This window comes from Anaeromyxobacter diazotrophicus, from assembly GCF_013340205.1.
Lineage (GTDB): Bacteria > Myxococcota > Myxococcia > Myxococcales > Anaeromyxobacteraceae > Anaeromyxobacter_A > Anaeromyxobacter_A diazotrophicus.
Genome location: NZ_BJTG01000015.1, coordinates 17,215 through 33,093 on the forward strand (window position 1 = coordinate 17,215; position 15,879 = coordinate 33,093).

Sequence of the window (15,879 nt, forward strand, 5' to 3'; positions counted from 1 at the left end):
GCGGGCGCTCACTCGTCCGGTGGGGCCTCGTCCTGCTCCTCCTCGGCCGCGGCGCCTCCGTCGCGCTGGCGCAGCCCGGCCGCCTCGAGCGCCCGTGCCACGCCCTTCGGCTTGCGCTCGTCGCCGAGGGCCCCCCGCGGCGGCGCGACGGGGGGGACGTCGCCGCCGAGCGAGCGCACGGTCGCCGCCAGGTCGACCTCGGCCCGGAGCTGAGGATCGGACTGCTGGGAGAAGGCGCCGCGCAGCGAGACCGAGAGCGGCAGGCCGCTGGCGGCGTCGAGGAGCAGCTCGCCCGAGAGCGCCGCCGGGACCCGGCCCTCGAGGAAGTCGAGCCGCTTGCGGGTGCCGGGGTCGTACTTGCCGTCCGGGAGCGCCGCCGGCGGCGGGCCAGCCCTGGCGGGCGCGGCGCCGGAGAGCGAGAGCACGTACCGCCGCGCGCGCCGCCCGAGGAAGGTCACCTCGCCCGAGGGATGGGCCACGAGCGCCGCGCCGTACAGGTCGGCGAGGTCGGCCGCCAGCCGGAAGCTCTCGTCGCGGAAGCGGCGCGCGTCGCGGCCGCGGTCGGTCGGCCGCTCGCGGAAGGGCGCCCAGCGGCCCCGCGCGTAGGTCATCCCGCCGGCGTAGACGAGCTGCTTGCCGGTCTCGGAGCCCGGGCCGGCGCCCGGGTCGAGGTCGGCCGAGACGTCGAACTCGCCGGTCGCGAGCTGGCGCACCCGGTGCCGCTCGACGAGGTGCACCGGCGCCGCGCCCGGCCTCGCCACGGTCCAGCTCACCTGCGCCTCCCAGGCGAAGGAGCCCGCCCGCGCCGCGGCGTCCCCGGCCGAGAGGCGGAGCGCCTCGAGCGGCTGGCCGGGGTCGAACGCCTGCGGCCGGCTGGCTTCAGACTCGGCGAGCGCCTGCGCGCGGCTGGCGCGGTCGCCGCCGCGGGAGCAGGCGAGGCAGGCGGCGAGGGCGGCGGCGAGCGCGAGCGGCGGCGGGCGGAGCGGCATGCGGCGGCGAAGGTATGTCATCCCGGGACGGCGTGAAAGCGGGCTGGCGGGCTTCAGCCGCGGCGGACCGGCGCGGCCGCCCAGGCGGCGGTGGCGGGCAGCGCCTTGCCGTCCGCCCACAACATCCGGTCGCACCGCTCGAGCAGCGCGTCGAAGCCCTCGCGACGGGCGGCCGAGACCGCCACCCCGCCCGCCTGGTGCGCCAGCGCGGCGGCCTGGCCGGGGGGCAGCTTGTCGGCCTTGTTGAAGACGAGGAGCCGCGGCTTCGCGTCGAGCTCGAGGTCGCGCAGGATCGACTCCACCGCCGTCACCTGGGCCTCCAGGTGCGGATCGGCCGCGTCGACGACGTGCAGGAGCAGGTCGGCGTCGCCGAGCTCCTCCAGCGTGGCGCGGAAGGCGTTCACGAGGTCCTCCGGCAGGTCGCGGATGAACCCGACGGTGTCGGTGATGATGACCTCCCGCTCGTCGGGGAAGCGCAGGCGCCGGCTGGTGGGGTCGAGGGTCGCGAAGAGCACGTCCTCGGCCACCACGCTCGAGTTCGTGAGCGCGTTGAGCAGGGTCGACTTGCCGGCGTTGGTGTAGCCGACGATGGAGATGACGGGCAGCCCGCGCTCGTTGCGCTGCTTGCGGCGCACGTGGCGGTTGGCGGAGAGGGCGTCGATGCGCCGCTCGAGCGCGGTGATGCGGTCGCGCACCCGGCGGCGGTCGATCTCGAGCTTCGTCTCGCCCGGGCCCCGTCCCCCGATGCCGCCGGCGAGCCGCGAGAGCGAGTCGTCGCGGCCGACGAGCCGCGGGTAGAGGTACTCGAGCTGCGCCAGCTCCACCTGCAGCTTGCCGTCGGCCGACTGCGCCCGCTGCGCGAAGATGTCGAGGATGAGCTGGGTGCGGTCGAGGATCTTGAGGCTGGTCGCGTCGGCGATGCCGCGCGCCTGCGACGGCGAGAGGTTCCAGTCGAAGACGATCACGTCCGCCATGAGCTGCATGGAGCGGAGCAGGATGTCCTCCAGCTTCCCCTTGCCGATGAGCGTGCGCGGGTCGATCTCGCGGCGCATCTGCAGCGTCGCGTCGACCACCGCCACCCCGGCCGTGCGGGCCAGCTCGCGCAGCTCCTCGAGCGAGGCCTCGGCGTCGGCGCGGCCGCGCTTCTTGCCGTCGCCGAAGCCGACCAGGAGCGCCCGCTCGCGCCCGCCGGTCCTGCGGAGCGCGGAGGCGCGGGCGAACTCGTCCTCGAGCGCGAGCGGCGCCGAGGCGGCGTCCCAGGCGAGCTCGTGCACCGACGGCGCCACCTCGTCCTTCCACATCGCGCCGGCGGCGTTCTCGGGGAGGAGGTGAGCGTAGTGGATCTTCCCGGGCAGCCCGCCCGCCAGCACCTCGATGGCGGCGACGAGGTCGAGCCGGAGCAGCGCCAGGTCGGTGTGGTCGTCGCGCGTGAGCGGCTCGCCGTGCAGGTGCGTGTGCACGAGCCGCAGGCCGCGCAGGCGGTGTGAGCCGGCGCGGGCGCGGCCGACGTCGGGGAGCTCGAGCTTGCGGGCGTCACCCACGATGACCGCCTGGACGTCGCCCTTGCGGTCGAGGAGGACGCCGATCTGCCGGCCGGTCTCGAGCGACACCTCGGCGAGGTGGCGGGCGAGCTCCGGCGAGACCACGTCCTCCGCGCTGACGCGGCGGCGGTACGTGCGGCGGAGGGCGTGGAGCTGGGAGGGCTTGAGGCCGAGGGTGTTGCCGGAGACTTCTTGCATTCGCGGACGGCGAGCATAACGGACGGGCCGCCCGGCGGCCACGCCCGGGGCGGCGCCGACGCGCCGCGCCTTCCCAGGAGGGGCCGGCCCGGCGTACCCTCGCCGCTTTCCTTTTTCGGAGGGATCCGCGTGTCGAACCCGTCCTACGTCCACGGCGTCAGCGCCACCCCGCTGCTCGGCGAGACCATCGGCCAGAACCTGCGCCGGACGGTTCAGCGGTTCCCGGATCGCGAGGCGGTCGTCGCCCCGTTCCAGGGGTACCGCGCCACCTACCGCCAGTTCTGGGAGCAGGTGAGCCTGGTGGCGCAGGGGCTCATCGCGCGCGGGGTGAAGAAGGGCGATCGGGTCGGGATCTGGTCGCCGAACCGGTACGAGTGGGTGCTCGTCCAGTACGCGAGCGCGCGGGTGGGCGCCATCCTCGTCAACGTGAACCCCGCCTACCGGCTGCACGAGCTCGAGCACGTGCTGAAGCAGTCGGGCACGAGCTTCCTCATCACCGCGAAGGGGTTCCGGCAGGCGAACTACGTGGAGATGGTGCGCGAGGCGGTGCAGCGCTGCCCGCTCCACCGCGAGACGCTCGTCATCGACGAGGAGTGGCGGGAGCTCCTGGAGGAGGGGCGCCGCGCCGGCGCGGGCGCGCTGGCCGAGCGCGAGCGCACGCTCGACCCGGACGACGCCATCAACATCCAGTACACGAGCGGCACCACCGGCTTCCCCAAGGGCGCGACGCTCAGCCACCACAACATCCTCAACAACGGCTTCTTCATCGGGGAGGCGCTGCGCTACAGCGAGCAGGACCGGGTGTGCATCCCGGTGCCGCTCTACCACTGCTTCGGGATGGTGCTCGCCAACCTGGCCATCACCACGCACGGCGGGTGCATGGTCTACCCGGGCGAGAGCTTCGACCCCGGGACGGTGCTGCGGACCGTGGAGCAGGAGCGCTGCACCGCGCTCTACGGCGTGCCCACCATGTTCATCGCGGAGCTCGAGCACCCCGACTTCGCGAAGACCGACTTCAGGACCCTGCGCACCGGCATCATGGCGGGCTCGCCCTGCCCGGTGGAGGTCATGAAGAAGGTGCAGAGCGCGATGCACATGCCCGAGGTCACCATCTGCTACGGGATGACCGAGACGTCGCCGGTGTCGGCCCAGAGCGCGGTGGACGACCCGCTCGAGAAGCGCGTCTCCACGGTGGGGCGCGTCCACCCGCACGTCGAGGTGAAGATCGTGGACCCCAGCACCGGGCGCGTGGTGCCGCGCGGGGTGACCGGCGAGCTGTGCACCCGCGGCTACTCGGTGATGCTCGGCTACTGGGAGGACCCGCACTCCACCCGGCAGGCCATCGACGCCGGGCGCTGGATGCACACCGGCGACCTCGCCACCCTCGACGAGGAGGGGTACGTGAACATCGTCGGCCGCATCAAGGACATGGTCCTGCGCGGCGGCGAGAACGTCTACCCGCGCGAGGTGGAGGAGTACCTGTACACGAAGGCGGAGGTGGCCGACGTGCAGGTGATCGGCGTGCCGGACATCAAGTACGGCGAGGAGCTCATGGCCTGGGTGAAGCTCCGCCCCGGCGCGACCGCGACCGCCGAGGAGCTGCGCGCCTTCTGCAAGGGCAAGATCGCGACCTACAAGATCCCGCGCTACTGGAAGTTCGTGGACACGTTCCCGATGACGGTCACGGGGAAGGTGCAGAAGTTCAAGATGAGGGAGCAGGCGATCGCCGAGCTCGGCCTCGAAGCCGCCGCGAAGGTCAAGACCGCCTAGCTCCCGACCCAGAGTAGTTTTGCAGGGGAAAGACCGGCTCTAGCTCCCCGGCTCTGGCTCCGTGTTTCGGTTGGTTCGCCGCCGCACCCAGAGTAGTTGGCACCGGAAGAACGCCTCTGCCGGCGGCATTCCGACTCATCCTGCGGCGCAGGCGTCGAGGGAACGCTCCAGGCACACGCGGTGGGGCACTGACCGTCGGTCTCCGGGGGGTGGAGAGGCGCGCCGGCGTGGTCAGCTGGAGGCAACGAGGGACCTCCGAGGCACCAAGCTGCAGCGGCGCGGGACGGCCGCGCTCTCCAAGAATGAGGCGGACCGCGCGAACAGCTCGGGCCTAAGTCGCCGCGCACGGCGCGCCGTGCGCGACCCGCAACAGATAGGTGCCGGGTGGGAACAGGGCGGCGAAGTCTCCGGCGCGCCTCGCCCGCCAGGCTGCGCGGTACCGCTCGAGGAAACCGCGGAGTCGCTGGAGGGCCTCGATGCGTTTCCACCTATCCCGCGCAGCGACGCGGGGGTTGAGCGTCCGCCGCGGCTCACGTTGCACGGCCCGCCTCCGGACCTCTTGTGCGAGCACGCGCTCGGCTCCGACCACGCGCACGCCTGAGCTCTCGCAGGCTCCAGCGGCGGCTTCCGCCCGGCCGAGAGCCGCGGCGACCCGCTCGCGAAAGTCGGCGGGGGAATCGAATCCGGGCGGCGCGGTGAGCGTCAACTCCACGCTCTCCGGCATGCTCCCGTTCTCGCGGAAGAAGGTCTGCGGTCGCCGCACGGTGAGTGGCTGACCGCCGACGAGCTCGGGCGCAGACCAGAGCCCCGGCCAATCCCGGCCGCGGCGGACCAGGCCGGCCGCGACCGGGTTCGCCAACACGTAGGCGGTCTTGTCGACGACGTCGGCGGGCGAACCAAGGGCGACGGCGCTGTAGCTCGACGGAGCCCAGAACGCCTCCCACCGGCCGAGGGAGGCGTTGATGGCGCGCGCGACGAGGGAGTCGAGGTACTGCTCGAAGGCGGGGAGCCGCGCGCCGGGATCCGTGAGGATCAAATGGAAGTGGTTGGACAGCACGCAGTACGCGTGGATGTTCATGCCGAACCGGCCGGCTGCGACGGCGAGCACGTAAAGGAAGATGGCGTTGGTGATCTTGGACGGACGGAGCAGGAACTGACGCTGCGCGCAGCGACGCGTGATGAGATACGTGGTCCCGGGCAGAACCTGGCGGGGCGCGGTCATGGCTCGGTCGGAGAGCAACCGCCGCGCCGATGTCAAACCACGAGTTTTCTTGAGCCTCATTTCGGTCGCACGCTCCGCCCGGCGGACCACGTGTCCGCCAGGCGGTACTCTGGGTCGGGGCCCGGGCGCTATTTGGCCGTCGATCCGTCGAGCCACTCCGCCACGCCGCCGTGCCGCGAGCAGGCGCCGGAGTGACCCTTGGCGTGCGAATAGGTGCCGTCCTTGCACTTCGCGATCGCGCCCGTGGCATCGGTGTTGGCCGCGTTCGCGGGCGCCGCGGCGGGCCGGCGGGTCACGGCGGAGGGCGCGGCCGGGGTCGCAGGCGGCGCGCTCGGAGCCTGGACCTGGGCGGGCGCAGCGGGCGGCGCCGGCGGCGCCGCACCGGCCGCGGCGGGAGGCTGGCCGCCCGCGGCGGTGGCCTTCTTGTCCACGCCACCGTGCCCTCTGCAGGCGCCGCGGCCACCCGGTGCCGTCGTCCCGTCCTTGCAGATCACCGTCCTTGCGGCCGCGGCCCCGGCCGGCGCCGCGGTCGCGGCGGGCGCCGCCGCCCCCGCCTTCGACTCGGCCTTGCTCGCCTTCTTGTCGACGCCGCCATGGCCGCGGCACGCCCCCCGCCCACCCGGCGAGGTCGTCCCGTCCTTGCACGTGACGGTCGTGGCCGTCGCCGCCGCCTGCGCGACGGCCTCGGCCGGCGAGAGGAGGAGTCCAGCGAGCACCAGGCACAGCGAGCCGAAGAGCAGCCTCATGTCATCCCCCTGCGTTGGAGCATCAGATGCCGAGCTTCGACCGGAGCGCCGCCAGCCCCTGCTCGGCCCCGGTGCCCTGGGGCAGCTGGCCGTTCGGCGTGAGGTGGTCGATGAGCTGGGGCAAGAGCTGAGAGAGCGCCTGGCTCACGGCGTCCGGGCTCAGCCCGTGCTGCTGGGCCAGCGCCTGCACCTTCGGGCCGAGCGCCTGCTGGAGCTGCTCCGCCGAGACCGGCAGGTTCTGGCCCGTGCCGATCCACGACTCGACGATCTTTCCGAGGCCGCCCTGCCTCAGCTCGCCGACGAGGCTCCCGAGCCCCCCGCCGCCGAGCATGCCGAGGACCGAGGCCGCCAGCGGCGATTGCGCCTGACCTGCTGCGCCACCGAGCAGCGAGCTGCGAAGGCCGTCGAGGATGCCCACGGGGACCTCCCGGTCGAGGGTGAGCGGCGCGCCGGCTTCACGATATGTCGCCCTCGCGCGGCGGGCACGGCCAACTCGACCCGGAGTCCGCCAGGGTCCGCCCCTCGGCGGCCCTCGGTCGCCGCCGCGGTGCGATGCAGCCTCCAGCGCGCGACACCTCCCGACAGGGGGCGAGCAGAGCCCCGCCCGCGACGCGCTCCTACCTCCGGGTGCCTCGCGGTATGCTGCGCCTCCCGCATGCCTCGCAACCACCTCGCTCACACCAAGACGCTGGTCGTGAAGGTCGGCACCGGGACGCTCACCGACGCGTCCGGGCGCGTCGACCCGCAGAACTGCGCGCGCCTGGCGGCGGAGCTGGCCAAGGTGGGCCGCGGGCGGCGGCTGGTGCTCGTCAGCTCGGGGGCCATCGCCTTCGGCGCGGAGCGGCTCGGCCTCGTCCGCTCCCGCGCCAAGCCCTGGGACATTGCCACCAAGCAGGCGGCGGCGGCGGTGGGGCAGCCGGACCTGTTCCGCGCCTGGGGGGAGGCGTTCGCGCCGCACGGGGTGAAGGTGGCGCAGGTGCTCCTCACCGCCGAGGACCTCGCGAACCGCAAGCGCTTCCTCAACGCGCGCCGCACCTTCGCCCGGCTGCTCGAGCTCGGCGTGCTGCCGATCGTGAACGAGAACGACACGGTCGCGGTCGCCGAGATCAAGGTCGGCGACAACGACTCGCTCGCGGCGCTCGTCGCCGGCTGCGTCGAGGCCGAGCTGGTGGTGATGCTGACCGACGTGGACGGCCTCTACGACCGCGACCCGCGCCAGGCGGGCGCGCGCCTCTTCGAGCTCGTCCCCCGCGTCACCGCCGAGGTGGAGCGCATCGCCGGCGGCGCCGGCAGCGAGCGCAGCGTCGGCGGGATGGCCACCAAGGTGCGGGCGGCCCGGCGGCTCTCGGCGCAGGGGACCGCCACCGCGCTCCTCTCCGGCCGGCGCCCGCGGGCGCTCCTCGACCTCCTGGCGGGGGTGAAGGTCGGGACGCTCTTCCCGCCCGAGCCGGAGCGCCTCAACGGCCGCAAGGGCTGGCTCGCCGCCGCCGCGCGCGGGAAGGGCACCATCCTGGTGGACGCCGGCGCCGCCCGCGCCCTCAAGGAGCGCGGCAAGAGCCTGCTCCCCTCGGGCGTGCGCTCGGTCGACGGCCAGTTCGGGGTGGGCGACCCGGTCGACATCGCGGTGGACCGCCGGCGGCCCTTCGCCCGGGGCCTCGCCGGGTACGGCGCGGACGAGGTGCGCCGCATCGCCGGGCTCAAGACCAGCGAGATCGAGCGGGCGCTCGGCTATAAGGACCTGGACGAGGTCGTCCACCGAAACGACATGGTCCTGCTCGACGCGGGGCCGGAGTAGCGCCATGCGGCAGCCCGCCGAAGCCACCCTGGAGCAGGAGATGCGCCGCCTCGCCGAGGCCGCCCGCGGCGCGGCGCGCCTGCTCTCCTACGCCCCGACGGCGCAGAAGGACGCGGCGCTGCGCGAGGCGGCGGCAGCGCTCGCGACCCGCTCGCGCGCCATCCTCGAGGCGAACCGCGCCGACGTAGACGCCGCGCGGCAGGCCGGCCAGGGCGCGGCCTTCCTCGACCGCCTGGCGCTCGACCCGAAGCGGCTCGACGGCATCGCCCGGGCGCTGCGGGAGGTGGCGTCGCTCCCCGACCCGGTGGGCGAGGTCACCTCGAGCTGGCGGCGGCCGAACGGCCTCGCCGTGAAGAAGGTCCGCATCCCGCTCGGCGTGGTCCTCATGGTGTACGAGGCCCGGCCCAACGTCACGGTCGACGCCGCCGCGCTCTGCCTCAAGAGCGGCAACGCCGCCATCCTGCGGCCCGGCTCGGACGCGCTGCGCTCCTCGCTGGCGCTCTCGGAGGCATTCGCCGACGGGCTCGCCGCGGCCGGGCTGCCGCGCGAGGCCGCCCAGGTGGTGCCGACCCCCGACCGCGAGGCCACCTTCGCGCTCCTCCAGCTGGACGAGCTCATCGACCTCGCCATCCCGCGCGGCGGGCCGTCGCTCATCCGCGCCGTGGCGGAGCGCTCGCGCGTGCCGGTGGTGAAGCACTACCAGGGCGTGTGCCACCTGTTCCTCGACGCCTCGGCGCCGCTCGACCAGGCGGTCGCGCTCGCCATGAACGGCAAGGTGCAGCGCCCCGGCGTGTGCAACGCGCTCGAGTGCCTCCTCGTCCACCGCGCCGCCGCGGCGAAGCTCCTCCCTCCGGTCGGGCGCGCGCTGGCCGCCGCCGGTGTCGAGCTCCGCTGCGACCCCACCGCGCTCACGCTCCTGCGCCGGGCGGCGGTGAAGGCGGTGGCGGCGCGCCCCGAGGACTACGGCCGCGAGTTCCTCGACAAGATCCTGGCCGTGCGCGTCGTGCCGCACCTCGACGCCGCGCTCGACCACATCGCCCGCTACGGCTCGCTCCACACCGAGGCCATCCTCACCCGCGACCTCCCGAGCGCGCGGCGCTTCGAGCGCGAGGTGACGGCGAGCGCGGTCATGGTGAACGCCTCCACCCGGTTCAACGACGGCGGCGAGCTGGGGCTCGGCGCCGAGATCGGCATCTCCACCACCAAGCTGCACGCGTTCGGGCCCATGGGGCTCGCCGAGCTCACCACCCAGAAGTACGTGGTGGAGGGCGACGGACACATCCGAAGCTAGCCAGAGGAAGCATGCGCAAGACTGTCGTGAAGAAGAAGGGCCCGCCGAGCAAGAAGCCGTCGTCGAAGGGAAAGGCCGCCACGCTGCGCGGGAGCGGCCCGCCCAGGAAGAAGAAGGGCGGCCCGCTCCGCAGCAAGAAACCGGGGCGCAACCAGATCGCGCAGGCGCGCAAGCAGCCCGCGCCGGTGACCGCCGGCAAGCGCAAAGCGCTCCGCCCGAACGCGCCCGCCGAGGCGAGCGCCCCCGCCGCCGCGCCGTCCGCGGCCGCCCCCGCGCCCGCGGAGCGGCCCGACGCGGCGCGCCCGCGCGCGCTCGAGATCGCCCAGGCCGGCCTCGACAAGAAGGCGGAGGACGTGCTCGTCCTCGACGTGCGCGGCCTCACCAGCTACGCCGACTACTTCGTCCTCATGACCGCCGACTCCGACCGGCAGGCCGGCGCCATCGCCGACGGCGTGGACGAGCGGCTCAAGGCGCAGGGCGCCACCAAGGTCGGGGTCGAGGGCTACGAGAGCGGCCGCTGGATCCTGGTCGACTACGGCGACGTGGTGGCGCACGTCTTCAGCCGTGAGGCGCGCGGGTTCTACGACCTCGAGGGCCTCTGGGCCGACGCCCCGCGCTTCCAGGTGCAGAGCTGACGACCCCCGCGCGGGGTGGGTCGGCTCGCGTCAACGCCTCACCCAGAGTAGTTGGCGCCTTACCGAGAGTAGTTCTTCTACCCTGGCCTTACCCAGAGTAACGAGCTGGCCCCCCGGTCGGGTAAACGCCGCTCGGGTGGACGCGTGCCCCGCCGGGTCACGCGTCCGCCCATGACCACCCGATGACAGCCCCGGGCGTACGAGTTCCTCGTGCGCGCCCTCCTCGTCCAGCCGCGTTCGCCGCTCACCTACTGGAGCTACCACTTCGCGCTGCCTTACGCGGGCAAGGCCGCGGCGCTGCCGCCGCTCGGCCTCGCCACGCTGGCGGCGCTGCTGCCCTCGCGCTGGGAGGTGCGGATCGTCGACCTGCACCTCGCGCCCCTCGACGACGCCGACCTCGCCTGGGCCGACGCCGTGCTCGTCTCCGGCATGCTGGTGCACGCCGACGGCATCCGGACGGTGCTGCGCCGCGCCCGCGCCCTCGGGAAGCGCACCGTGGTCGGCGGCCCCGCCGCCACCACCTCGCCCGGCCTCTTCCCGGAGGCGGACCACGTCTTCCGCGGCGAGGCCGAGGGGCGGCTCGACGCGCTGGTCGCCGCGCTGGAGGCCCCCTCCGCGTCCGCCCCGCGCCTCCTCTCGCCCGCGCCCGGCGCGCCGCGCCCCGACCTCCGCACCTCGCCCACCCCGCGCTTCGAGCTCCTGCAGCTCGACCGCTACGCCTCGCTCGCGGTGCAGCTCTCCCGCGGCTGCCCCTTCCAGTGCGAGTTCTGCGACATCATCGAGGTGTTCGGGCGGGCGCCGCGCCTGAAGAGCGCCGAGCAGATCCTCGCCGAGCTCACCGCGCTCTACCGCCTCGGCGGCCGGGGCTCGCTCTTCTTCGTGGACGACAACTTCATCGGCAACCGCCGCGCGGTGAAGGCGCTCCTGCCGCTCCTCGCCGCCTGGCAGGAGGAGCACGGCCACCCCTTCGACCTCTACACCGAGGCGAGCCTCGATCTCGCCGGCGAGCCGGAGCTCCTCGCGGCGATGGTGCGGGCCGGCTTCTCGGCGGTGTTCGTGGGCATCGAGTCGCCCTCCGAGGAGGCGCTGGCCGAGGCCGGCAAGCGCCAGAACCTGCGCCAGGACCCGGCGGAGGCGGTGCGCGTGCTCACCCGCGCCGGGCTGGAGGTGATGGCCGGGTTCATCGTCGGGTTCGACGCGGACCGCGAGGACATCTTCGACGAGCAGCTCGCCTTCATCGCGGCGAGCGCCATCCCGCGCGCCATGGCCGGGGTGCTCATGGCGCTGCCCGGCACCGCGCTCTGGCGGCGGCTCGAGCGCGAGGGGCGGCTCCGGCGCGCCGCCACCGGCGATCAGTTCGGGCGGCCGAACTTCGAGCCCGCCCTCGACGAGCGCGCCCTGGTGGCCGGCTACCGGCGGCTCCTCGCCGCGCTCTACACCGACGAGGCGTTCTACGCTCGGTGCGAGCGCCACCTGGCCGAGGCGGCGTTCCCCGGCGCGGGCGCGCTCACCCCGGGCTGGCCCGCGATCCTGGCCCGCGCCGCGCTCGGCATCGGCGTGGCCGCGCGCCGGCGGGCGCGCTTCTGGCGTCTCGTCGCGCTGGGCGCGCGCCGCGGCCGGCAGGCGTTCGGGCGCGCGGTGACGCTCGCCATCCTCGGCGAGCACATGATCCGCTACACCGAGGAGGTGGCGCTGCCTCGGCTCGACGCCGTCCTGGCGGCGATCGACGCCCGGCGCGAGGCGAGCGCCGCCCCGCTGGCGGCGGCCTCGCCCGCCGATCGCGCGTCCGGCTGTCGCGCCGCGTCATCGGACGCTCGCCGCGAGCTGCCTTGCTGATCCCGCCGGCGATCTGCTAGTCGGATCGCTCCCCGTTTCACCACATGCTTGACCTGGCGCAAGTCGGGCCTGGTCCTTGCAGCCTTCGCCGGGCATTTCCGCAGGTTCCGCACGGTTTGCGGCGAGAGCACCTGTGGCACACTGCCGCGCACGCCTTGCACGAGGAGGACGCATGTCGAAGAGGACGATGGTCACCATGGACGGCAACGAGGCGGTGGCCTCGGTCGCCCACCGCATCAACGAGGTGATCGCCATCTACCCCATCACGCCCTCCTCCAACATGGGCGAGTGGGCGGACGAGTGGTCGTCGAAGGGCCAGCAGAACGTGTGGGGCACCGTGCCGTCGGTCTCCGAGATGCAGTCGGAGGGCGGCGCGGCGGGCGCGGTCCACGGCGCGCTGCAGGCCGGCGCGCTCACGACGACCTTCACGGCGTCGCAGGGCCTGCTGCTCATGATCCCCAACATGTACAAGATCGCGGGCGAGCTCACCGCGTTCTGCATGCACGTGTCGGCGCGCACGCTCGCGACGCACGCGCTGTCGATCTTCGGCGATCACTCCGACGTGATGGCCGTGCGGCAGACCGGGTTCGGCCTGCTCTCCTCCGGCAACGTGCAGGAGGCGCACGACTTCGCGGCCATCGCGCAGCGCGCCTCGATGCGGAGCCGCATCCCCTTCCTGCACTTCTTCGACGGCTTCCGCACCTCGCACGAGGTGTCGAAGATCGAGCTGCTCGACGACGCCGACCTGCGCCGGATGATCCCGGACGAGCTGGTGGCGGCGCACCGCGCCCGCGCGCTCACCCCGGAGAAGCCGGTCGTCCGCGGCACCGCCCAGAACCCGGACGCGTTCTTCCAGGCGCGCGAGGCGTGCAACCCGTTCTACCTGGACTGCCCGGCGGCGGTGCAGGAGGCGATGGACGAGTTCGCCGAGATCACCGGCCGCCAGTACAAGCTCTTCGACTACCACGGCCACCCCGAGGCCGAGCGCATCGTCGTGGTCATGGGCTCGGGCGCCGACGTGGTGCACGAGACGGTCGACGCGCTCCTCGCCAAGGGCGAGAAGGTGGGCGTGGTGAAGGTCCGGCTCTACCGGCCCTTCGCGCTGGGCGAGTTCATGGCGGCGCTGCCCCGCACCACCGCGCACGTCGCGGTGCTCGACCGCACCAAGGAGCCGGGCGCGCTCGGCGAGCCGCTCTACCAGGACGTGGTGACGGCGCTGCGCGAGGCGCACCAGGCGCACATCGACCGCTTCCACCACGAGATCAACGTCCTCGGCGGCCGGTACGGGCTCTCCTCCAAGGAGTTCACGCCCGCCATGGCGAAGGCGGTCTTCGACGAGCTCGGCAAGGCGCGCCCGAAGCGGCACTTCACGGTCGGCATCAACGACGACGTGACGCACCTCTCGCTCGACTACGACCCGGCCTTCGAGACCGAGCCGAAGGAGGTCGTGCGGGCGGTGTTCTACGGCCTCGGCGCGGACGGCACGGTCGGCGCCAACAAGAACTCGATCAAGATCATCGGCGAGGACACGCCCAACTACGCGCAGGGCTACTTCGTCTACGACTCCAAGAAGTCGGGCTCCGTCACCATCTCGCACCTGCGCTTCGGCCCGAAGCCGATCCGCTCGGCCTACCTCGTGACGAGCGCCAACTTCGTCGCCTGCCACCAGTTCAACTTCCTCGAGAAGTACGACATGCTCGAGGGGGCCGCGCCCGGCGCCACCTTCCTCCTCAACGCGCCGTTCGGCCCGGACCGGATCTGGGACGAGCTGCCGCGCGAGGTGCAGCAGCAGATCCTCGACAAGGACATCAAGCTCTTCGTCATCGACGCCTACAAGGTGGCGAAGGAGACCGGCATGGGGGTGCGCATCAACACCATCATGCAGACCTGCTTCTTCGCCATCTCGGGCGTGCTGCCGCGCGAGGAGGCCATCGCCGCCATCAAGCACGCCGCCGAGAAGACCTACGCGCGGAAGGGCGCGGAGGTGGTGAAGAAGAACTTCGAGGCCATCGACGCCACGCTGGCGGGGCTGTTCGAGGTGAAGCGCCGCGGCGCCGCCACCGGCGCGCCGCGCCCGCCCATGATCCCGGCCGAGGCGCCGGACTTCGTGAAGCGCGTCACCGGCCTCATGCTGGCCGGGCACGGCGACAAGCTGCCGGTGTCGGCCTTCCCGGTGGACGGCACCTGGCTCACCGGCACCTCGAAGTGGGAGAAGCGCGCCATCGCGCTGGAGGTCCCGGCCTGGGACAAGAGCCTCTGCATCCAGTGCAACAAGTGCTCGCTCATCTGCCCGCACGCGGCCATCCGCACCAAGTTCTACCCGGCGGAGGCGCTGCAGCAGGCGCCGGCCACCTTCGACGCGATGGACTTCAAGTCGCAGGAGTGGAAGGGCCAGAAGTACACGGTCCAGCTCGCCCCCGACGACTGCACCGGCTGCACGCTGTGCGTGGAGATCTGCCCCGCCGAGTCGAAGACCGAGAAGGGCCACAAGGCCATCAACATGGTCCCAGTGGTGCCCATCCGGCAGAAGGAGCGCGAGAACTTCGCCTACTTCCTGAAGCTCCCCGAGGCCGACCGCACCAAGGTGAAGCTCGACGCGAAGGGGACCCAGTTCCTCGAGCCGCTCTTCGAGTACTCGGGCGCCTGCTCCGGCTGCGGTGAGACGCCGTACATCAAGCTGCTCACCCAGCTCTACGGCGACCGCGCCATCATCGCCAACGCCACCGGCTGCTCGTCGATCTTCGGCGGCAACCTGCCGACCACCCCGTACACCTGCAACGCCGAGGGGCGCGGGCCGGCCTGGTCGAACTCGCTCTTCGAGGACAACGCCGAGTTCGGCTTCGGCATCCGCCTGGCGGTGGACAAGCAGCAGGAGCACGCCCGCGAGATCCTCTCGCGGCTCGGCACGGTGGTCGGCGACGGGCTCGTGAAGGAGCTCCTCACCGCCGACCAGGCGGGCGAGGCGGGGCTGGCAGCCCAGCGCGAGCGGGTGAAGGTGCTGCGGCAGAAGCTCGCCGGCTCGTCGCTGCCCGAGGCGGCCTGGCTCGACAAGATCGCCGACTACCTGGTGAAGAAGTCGATCTGGATCGTCGGCGGCGACGGCTGGGCCTACGACATCGGCTACGGCGGCCTCGACCACGTCATCGCCCAGGGGCGCGACGTAAACATCCTGGTGCTCGACACCGAGGTGTACTCGAACACCGGCGGCCAGGCCTCCAAGGCCACCCCGCTCGGCGCCGCCGCCAAGTTCGCCACCTCCGGCAAGACCACCGGCAAGAAGGACCTCGCCATGCTCGCCATGACGTACGGCCACCCGTACGTGGCGCGGGTGGCGATGGGCGCCAAGGACGCGCAGACGGTGAACGCGTTCAAGGAGGCGGACAGCTACCCAGGGACGTCGGTCATCATCGCGTACGGCCACTGCATCGCCCACGGGTACGACCTGTCGGAGGCGCTCGGCCAGCAGGAGCGCGCGGTCGAGTCCGGCTACTGGCCGCTGTTCCGCTACGACCCGCGCCGCGTCGCGGCCGGCGAGAGCCCGCTCAAGATGGACTCGCCCGCCCCGAAGCTCTCGCTCTCCGAGTTCGTGAGCCGCGAGAACCGCTTCAAGCAGGTGGCGCTCACGCAGCCCGACCACTGGAAGCGGTTCCTCGAGGAGGCGCAGAAGGGCGTGAAGGAGCGGTACGCGCTCTACGAGCACCTCGCCCGCGCCATGACCCCCGCCGCCCCGGCCGCCGTGCCGCCGCCGGCGAACGGCACGCCGAAGGCGAGGGCGTAGCGGCGACACAGGGCGGGGCCACGCGGCCCCGCCCTACGATATGGCGTCCGTAGGGCGGGGGCTCGTCCCCCGCCGGCC

General features: G+C 73.1%; 11 protein-coding genes. 6 read left to right on the top strand and 5 right to left on the bottom strand.

What is annotated here, in order from left to right; translation table 11 throughout:
- Nucleotides 1-8: 8 nt before the first annotated feature.
- Together HWY08_RS21150 and hflX are read right to left on the bottom strand one after the other, a co-directional pair.
- The gene (locus HWY08_RS21150) at nucleotides 9-989 is read right to left on the bottom strand and encodes a hypothetical protein (RefSeq protein WP_176069002.1); all 981 of its coding nucleotides are present in this window, start codon (nucleotides 987-989) and stop codon (nucleotides 9-11) included.
- Nucleotides 990-1,042: 53 nt separating this feature from the next.
- On the bottom strand, nucleotides 1,043-2,728 hold the full coding sequence (hflX, locus tag HWY08_RS21155) for a GTPase HflX (protein ID WP_176069005.1): 1,686 nt from the start codon (nucleotides 2,726-2,728) through the stop codon (nucleotides 1,043-1,045).
- 129 nt (nucleotides 2,729-2,857) lie between these two features.
- Between hflX and HWY08_RS21160 the strand changes: the two genes are divergently transcribed.
- Complete coding sequence (locus HWY08_RS21160; RefSeq protein ID WP_176069007.1) at nucleotides 2,858-4,498, top strand: AMP-binding protein; 1,641 nt, start codon at nucleotides 2,858-2,860, stop codon at nucleotides 4,496-4,498.
- Between the two features lie 331 nt (nucleotides 4,499-4,829).
- On the opposite strand, the gene HWY08_RS21165 is transcribed toward HWY08_RS21160, so the two are convergent.
- From HWY08_RS21165 to HWY08_RS21175, 3 genes are all read right to left on the bottom strand, one after another.
- Nucleotides 4,830-5,720 (bottom strand): transposase, encoded by an 891-nt coding sequence (locus HWY08_RS21165; RefSeq protein ID WP_176069060.1) that lies wholly within the window; start codon nucleotides 5,718-5,720, stop codon nucleotides 4,830-4,832.
- Between the two features lie 128 nt (nucleotides 5,721-5,848).
- Nucleotides 5,849-6,466 (bottom strand): DUF3761 domain-containing protein, encoded by a 618-nt coding sequence (locus tag HWY08_RS21170; protein WP_176069009.1) that lies wholly within the window; start codon nucleotides 6,464-6,466, stop codon nucleotides 5,849-5,851.
- Between the two features lie 22 nt (nucleotides 6,467-6,488).
- Nucleotides 6,489-6,884 (bottom strand): YidB family protein, encoded by a 396-nt coding sequence (locus tag HWY08_RS21175; protein WP_176069011.1) that lies wholly within the window; start codon nucleotides 6,882-6,884, stop codon nucleotides 6,489-6,491.
- A gap of 237 nt (nucleotides 6,885-7,121) precedes the next feature.
- On the opposite strand from HWY08_RS21175, the gene proB reads away from it, so the two are divergent.
- From proB to nifJ, 5 genes are all read left to right on the top strand, one after another.
- Complete coding sequence (gene proB / locus HWY08_RS21180) at nucleotides 7,122-8,261, top strand: glutamate 5-kinase (protein WP_176069013.1); 1,140 nt, start codon at nucleotides 7,122-7,124, stop codon at nucleotides 8,259-8,261.
- Nucleotides 8,262-8,265: 4 nt separating this feature from the next.
- A complete protein-coding gene (locus tag HWY08_RS21185) occupies nucleotides 8,266-9,552 on the top strand; it encodes a glutamate-5-semialdehyde dehydrogenase (protein WP_235969741.1) in 1,287 nt (428 codons plus the stop codon).
- A gap of 11 nt (nucleotides 9,553-9,563) precedes the next feature.
- Nucleotides 9,564-10,187, top strand: coding sequence for a ribosome silencing factor (rsfS, locus tag HWY08_RS21190; protein ID WP_176069015.1), 624 nt, complete (start codon nucleotides 9,564-9,566; stop codon nucleotides 10,185-10,187).
- A gap of 210 nt (nucleotides 10,188-10,397) precedes the next feature.
- Complete coding sequence (locus HWY08_RS21195) at nucleotides 10,398-12,023, top strand: B12-binding domain-containing radical SAM protein (protein ID WP_176069017.1); 1,626 nt, start codon at nucleotides 10,398-10,400, stop codon at nucleotides 12,021-12,023.
- A gap of 172 nt (nucleotides 12,024-12,195) precedes the next feature.
- Nucleotides 12,196-15,801, top strand: coding sequence for a pyruvate:ferredoxin (flavodoxin) oxidoreductase (gene nifJ / locus HWY08_RS21200; RefSeq protein ID WP_176069019.1), 3,606 nt, complete (start codon nucleotides 12,196-12,198; stop codon nucleotides 15,799-15,801).
- Nucleotides 15,802-15,879: the final 78 nt, after the last annotated feature.

Excerpts from the sequence above, each read along its gene's own strand:
- HWY08_RS21150 (WP_176069002.1), bottom strand. The coding sequence starts at position 989 with ATGCCGCTCCGCCCGCCGCCGCTCGCGCTCGCCGCCGCCCTCGCCGCC.
- hflX (WP_176069005.1), bottom strand. The coding sequence starts at position 2,728 with ATGCAAGAAGTCTCCGGCAACACCCTCGGCCTCAAGCCCTCCCAGCTC.
- HWY08_RS21165 (WP_176069060.1), bottom strand. The coding sequence starts at position 5,720 with ATGACCGCGCCCCGCCAGGTTCTGCCCGGGACCACGTATCTCATCACG.
- HWY08_RS21170 (WP_176069009.1), bottom strand. The coding sequence starts at position 6,466 with ATGAGGCTGCTCTTCGGCTCGCTGTGCCTGGTGCTCGCTGGACTCCTC.
- proB (WP_176069013.1), top strand. The coding sequence starts at position 7,122 with ATGCCTCGCAACCACCTCGCTCACACCAAGACGCTGGTCGTGAAGGTC.
- HWY08_RS21185 (WP_235969741.1), top strand. The coding sequence starts at position 8,266 with ATGCGGCAGCCCGCCGAAGCCACCCTGGAGCAGGAGATGCGCCGCCTC.
- rsfS (WP_176069015.1), top strand. The coding sequence starts at position 9,564 with ATGCGCAAGACTGTCGTGAAGAAGAAGGGCCCGCCGAGCAAGAAGCCG.
- nifJ (WP_176069019.1), top strand. The coding sequence starts at position 12,196 with ATGTCGAAGAGGACGATGGTCACCATGGACGGCAACGAGGCGGTGGCC.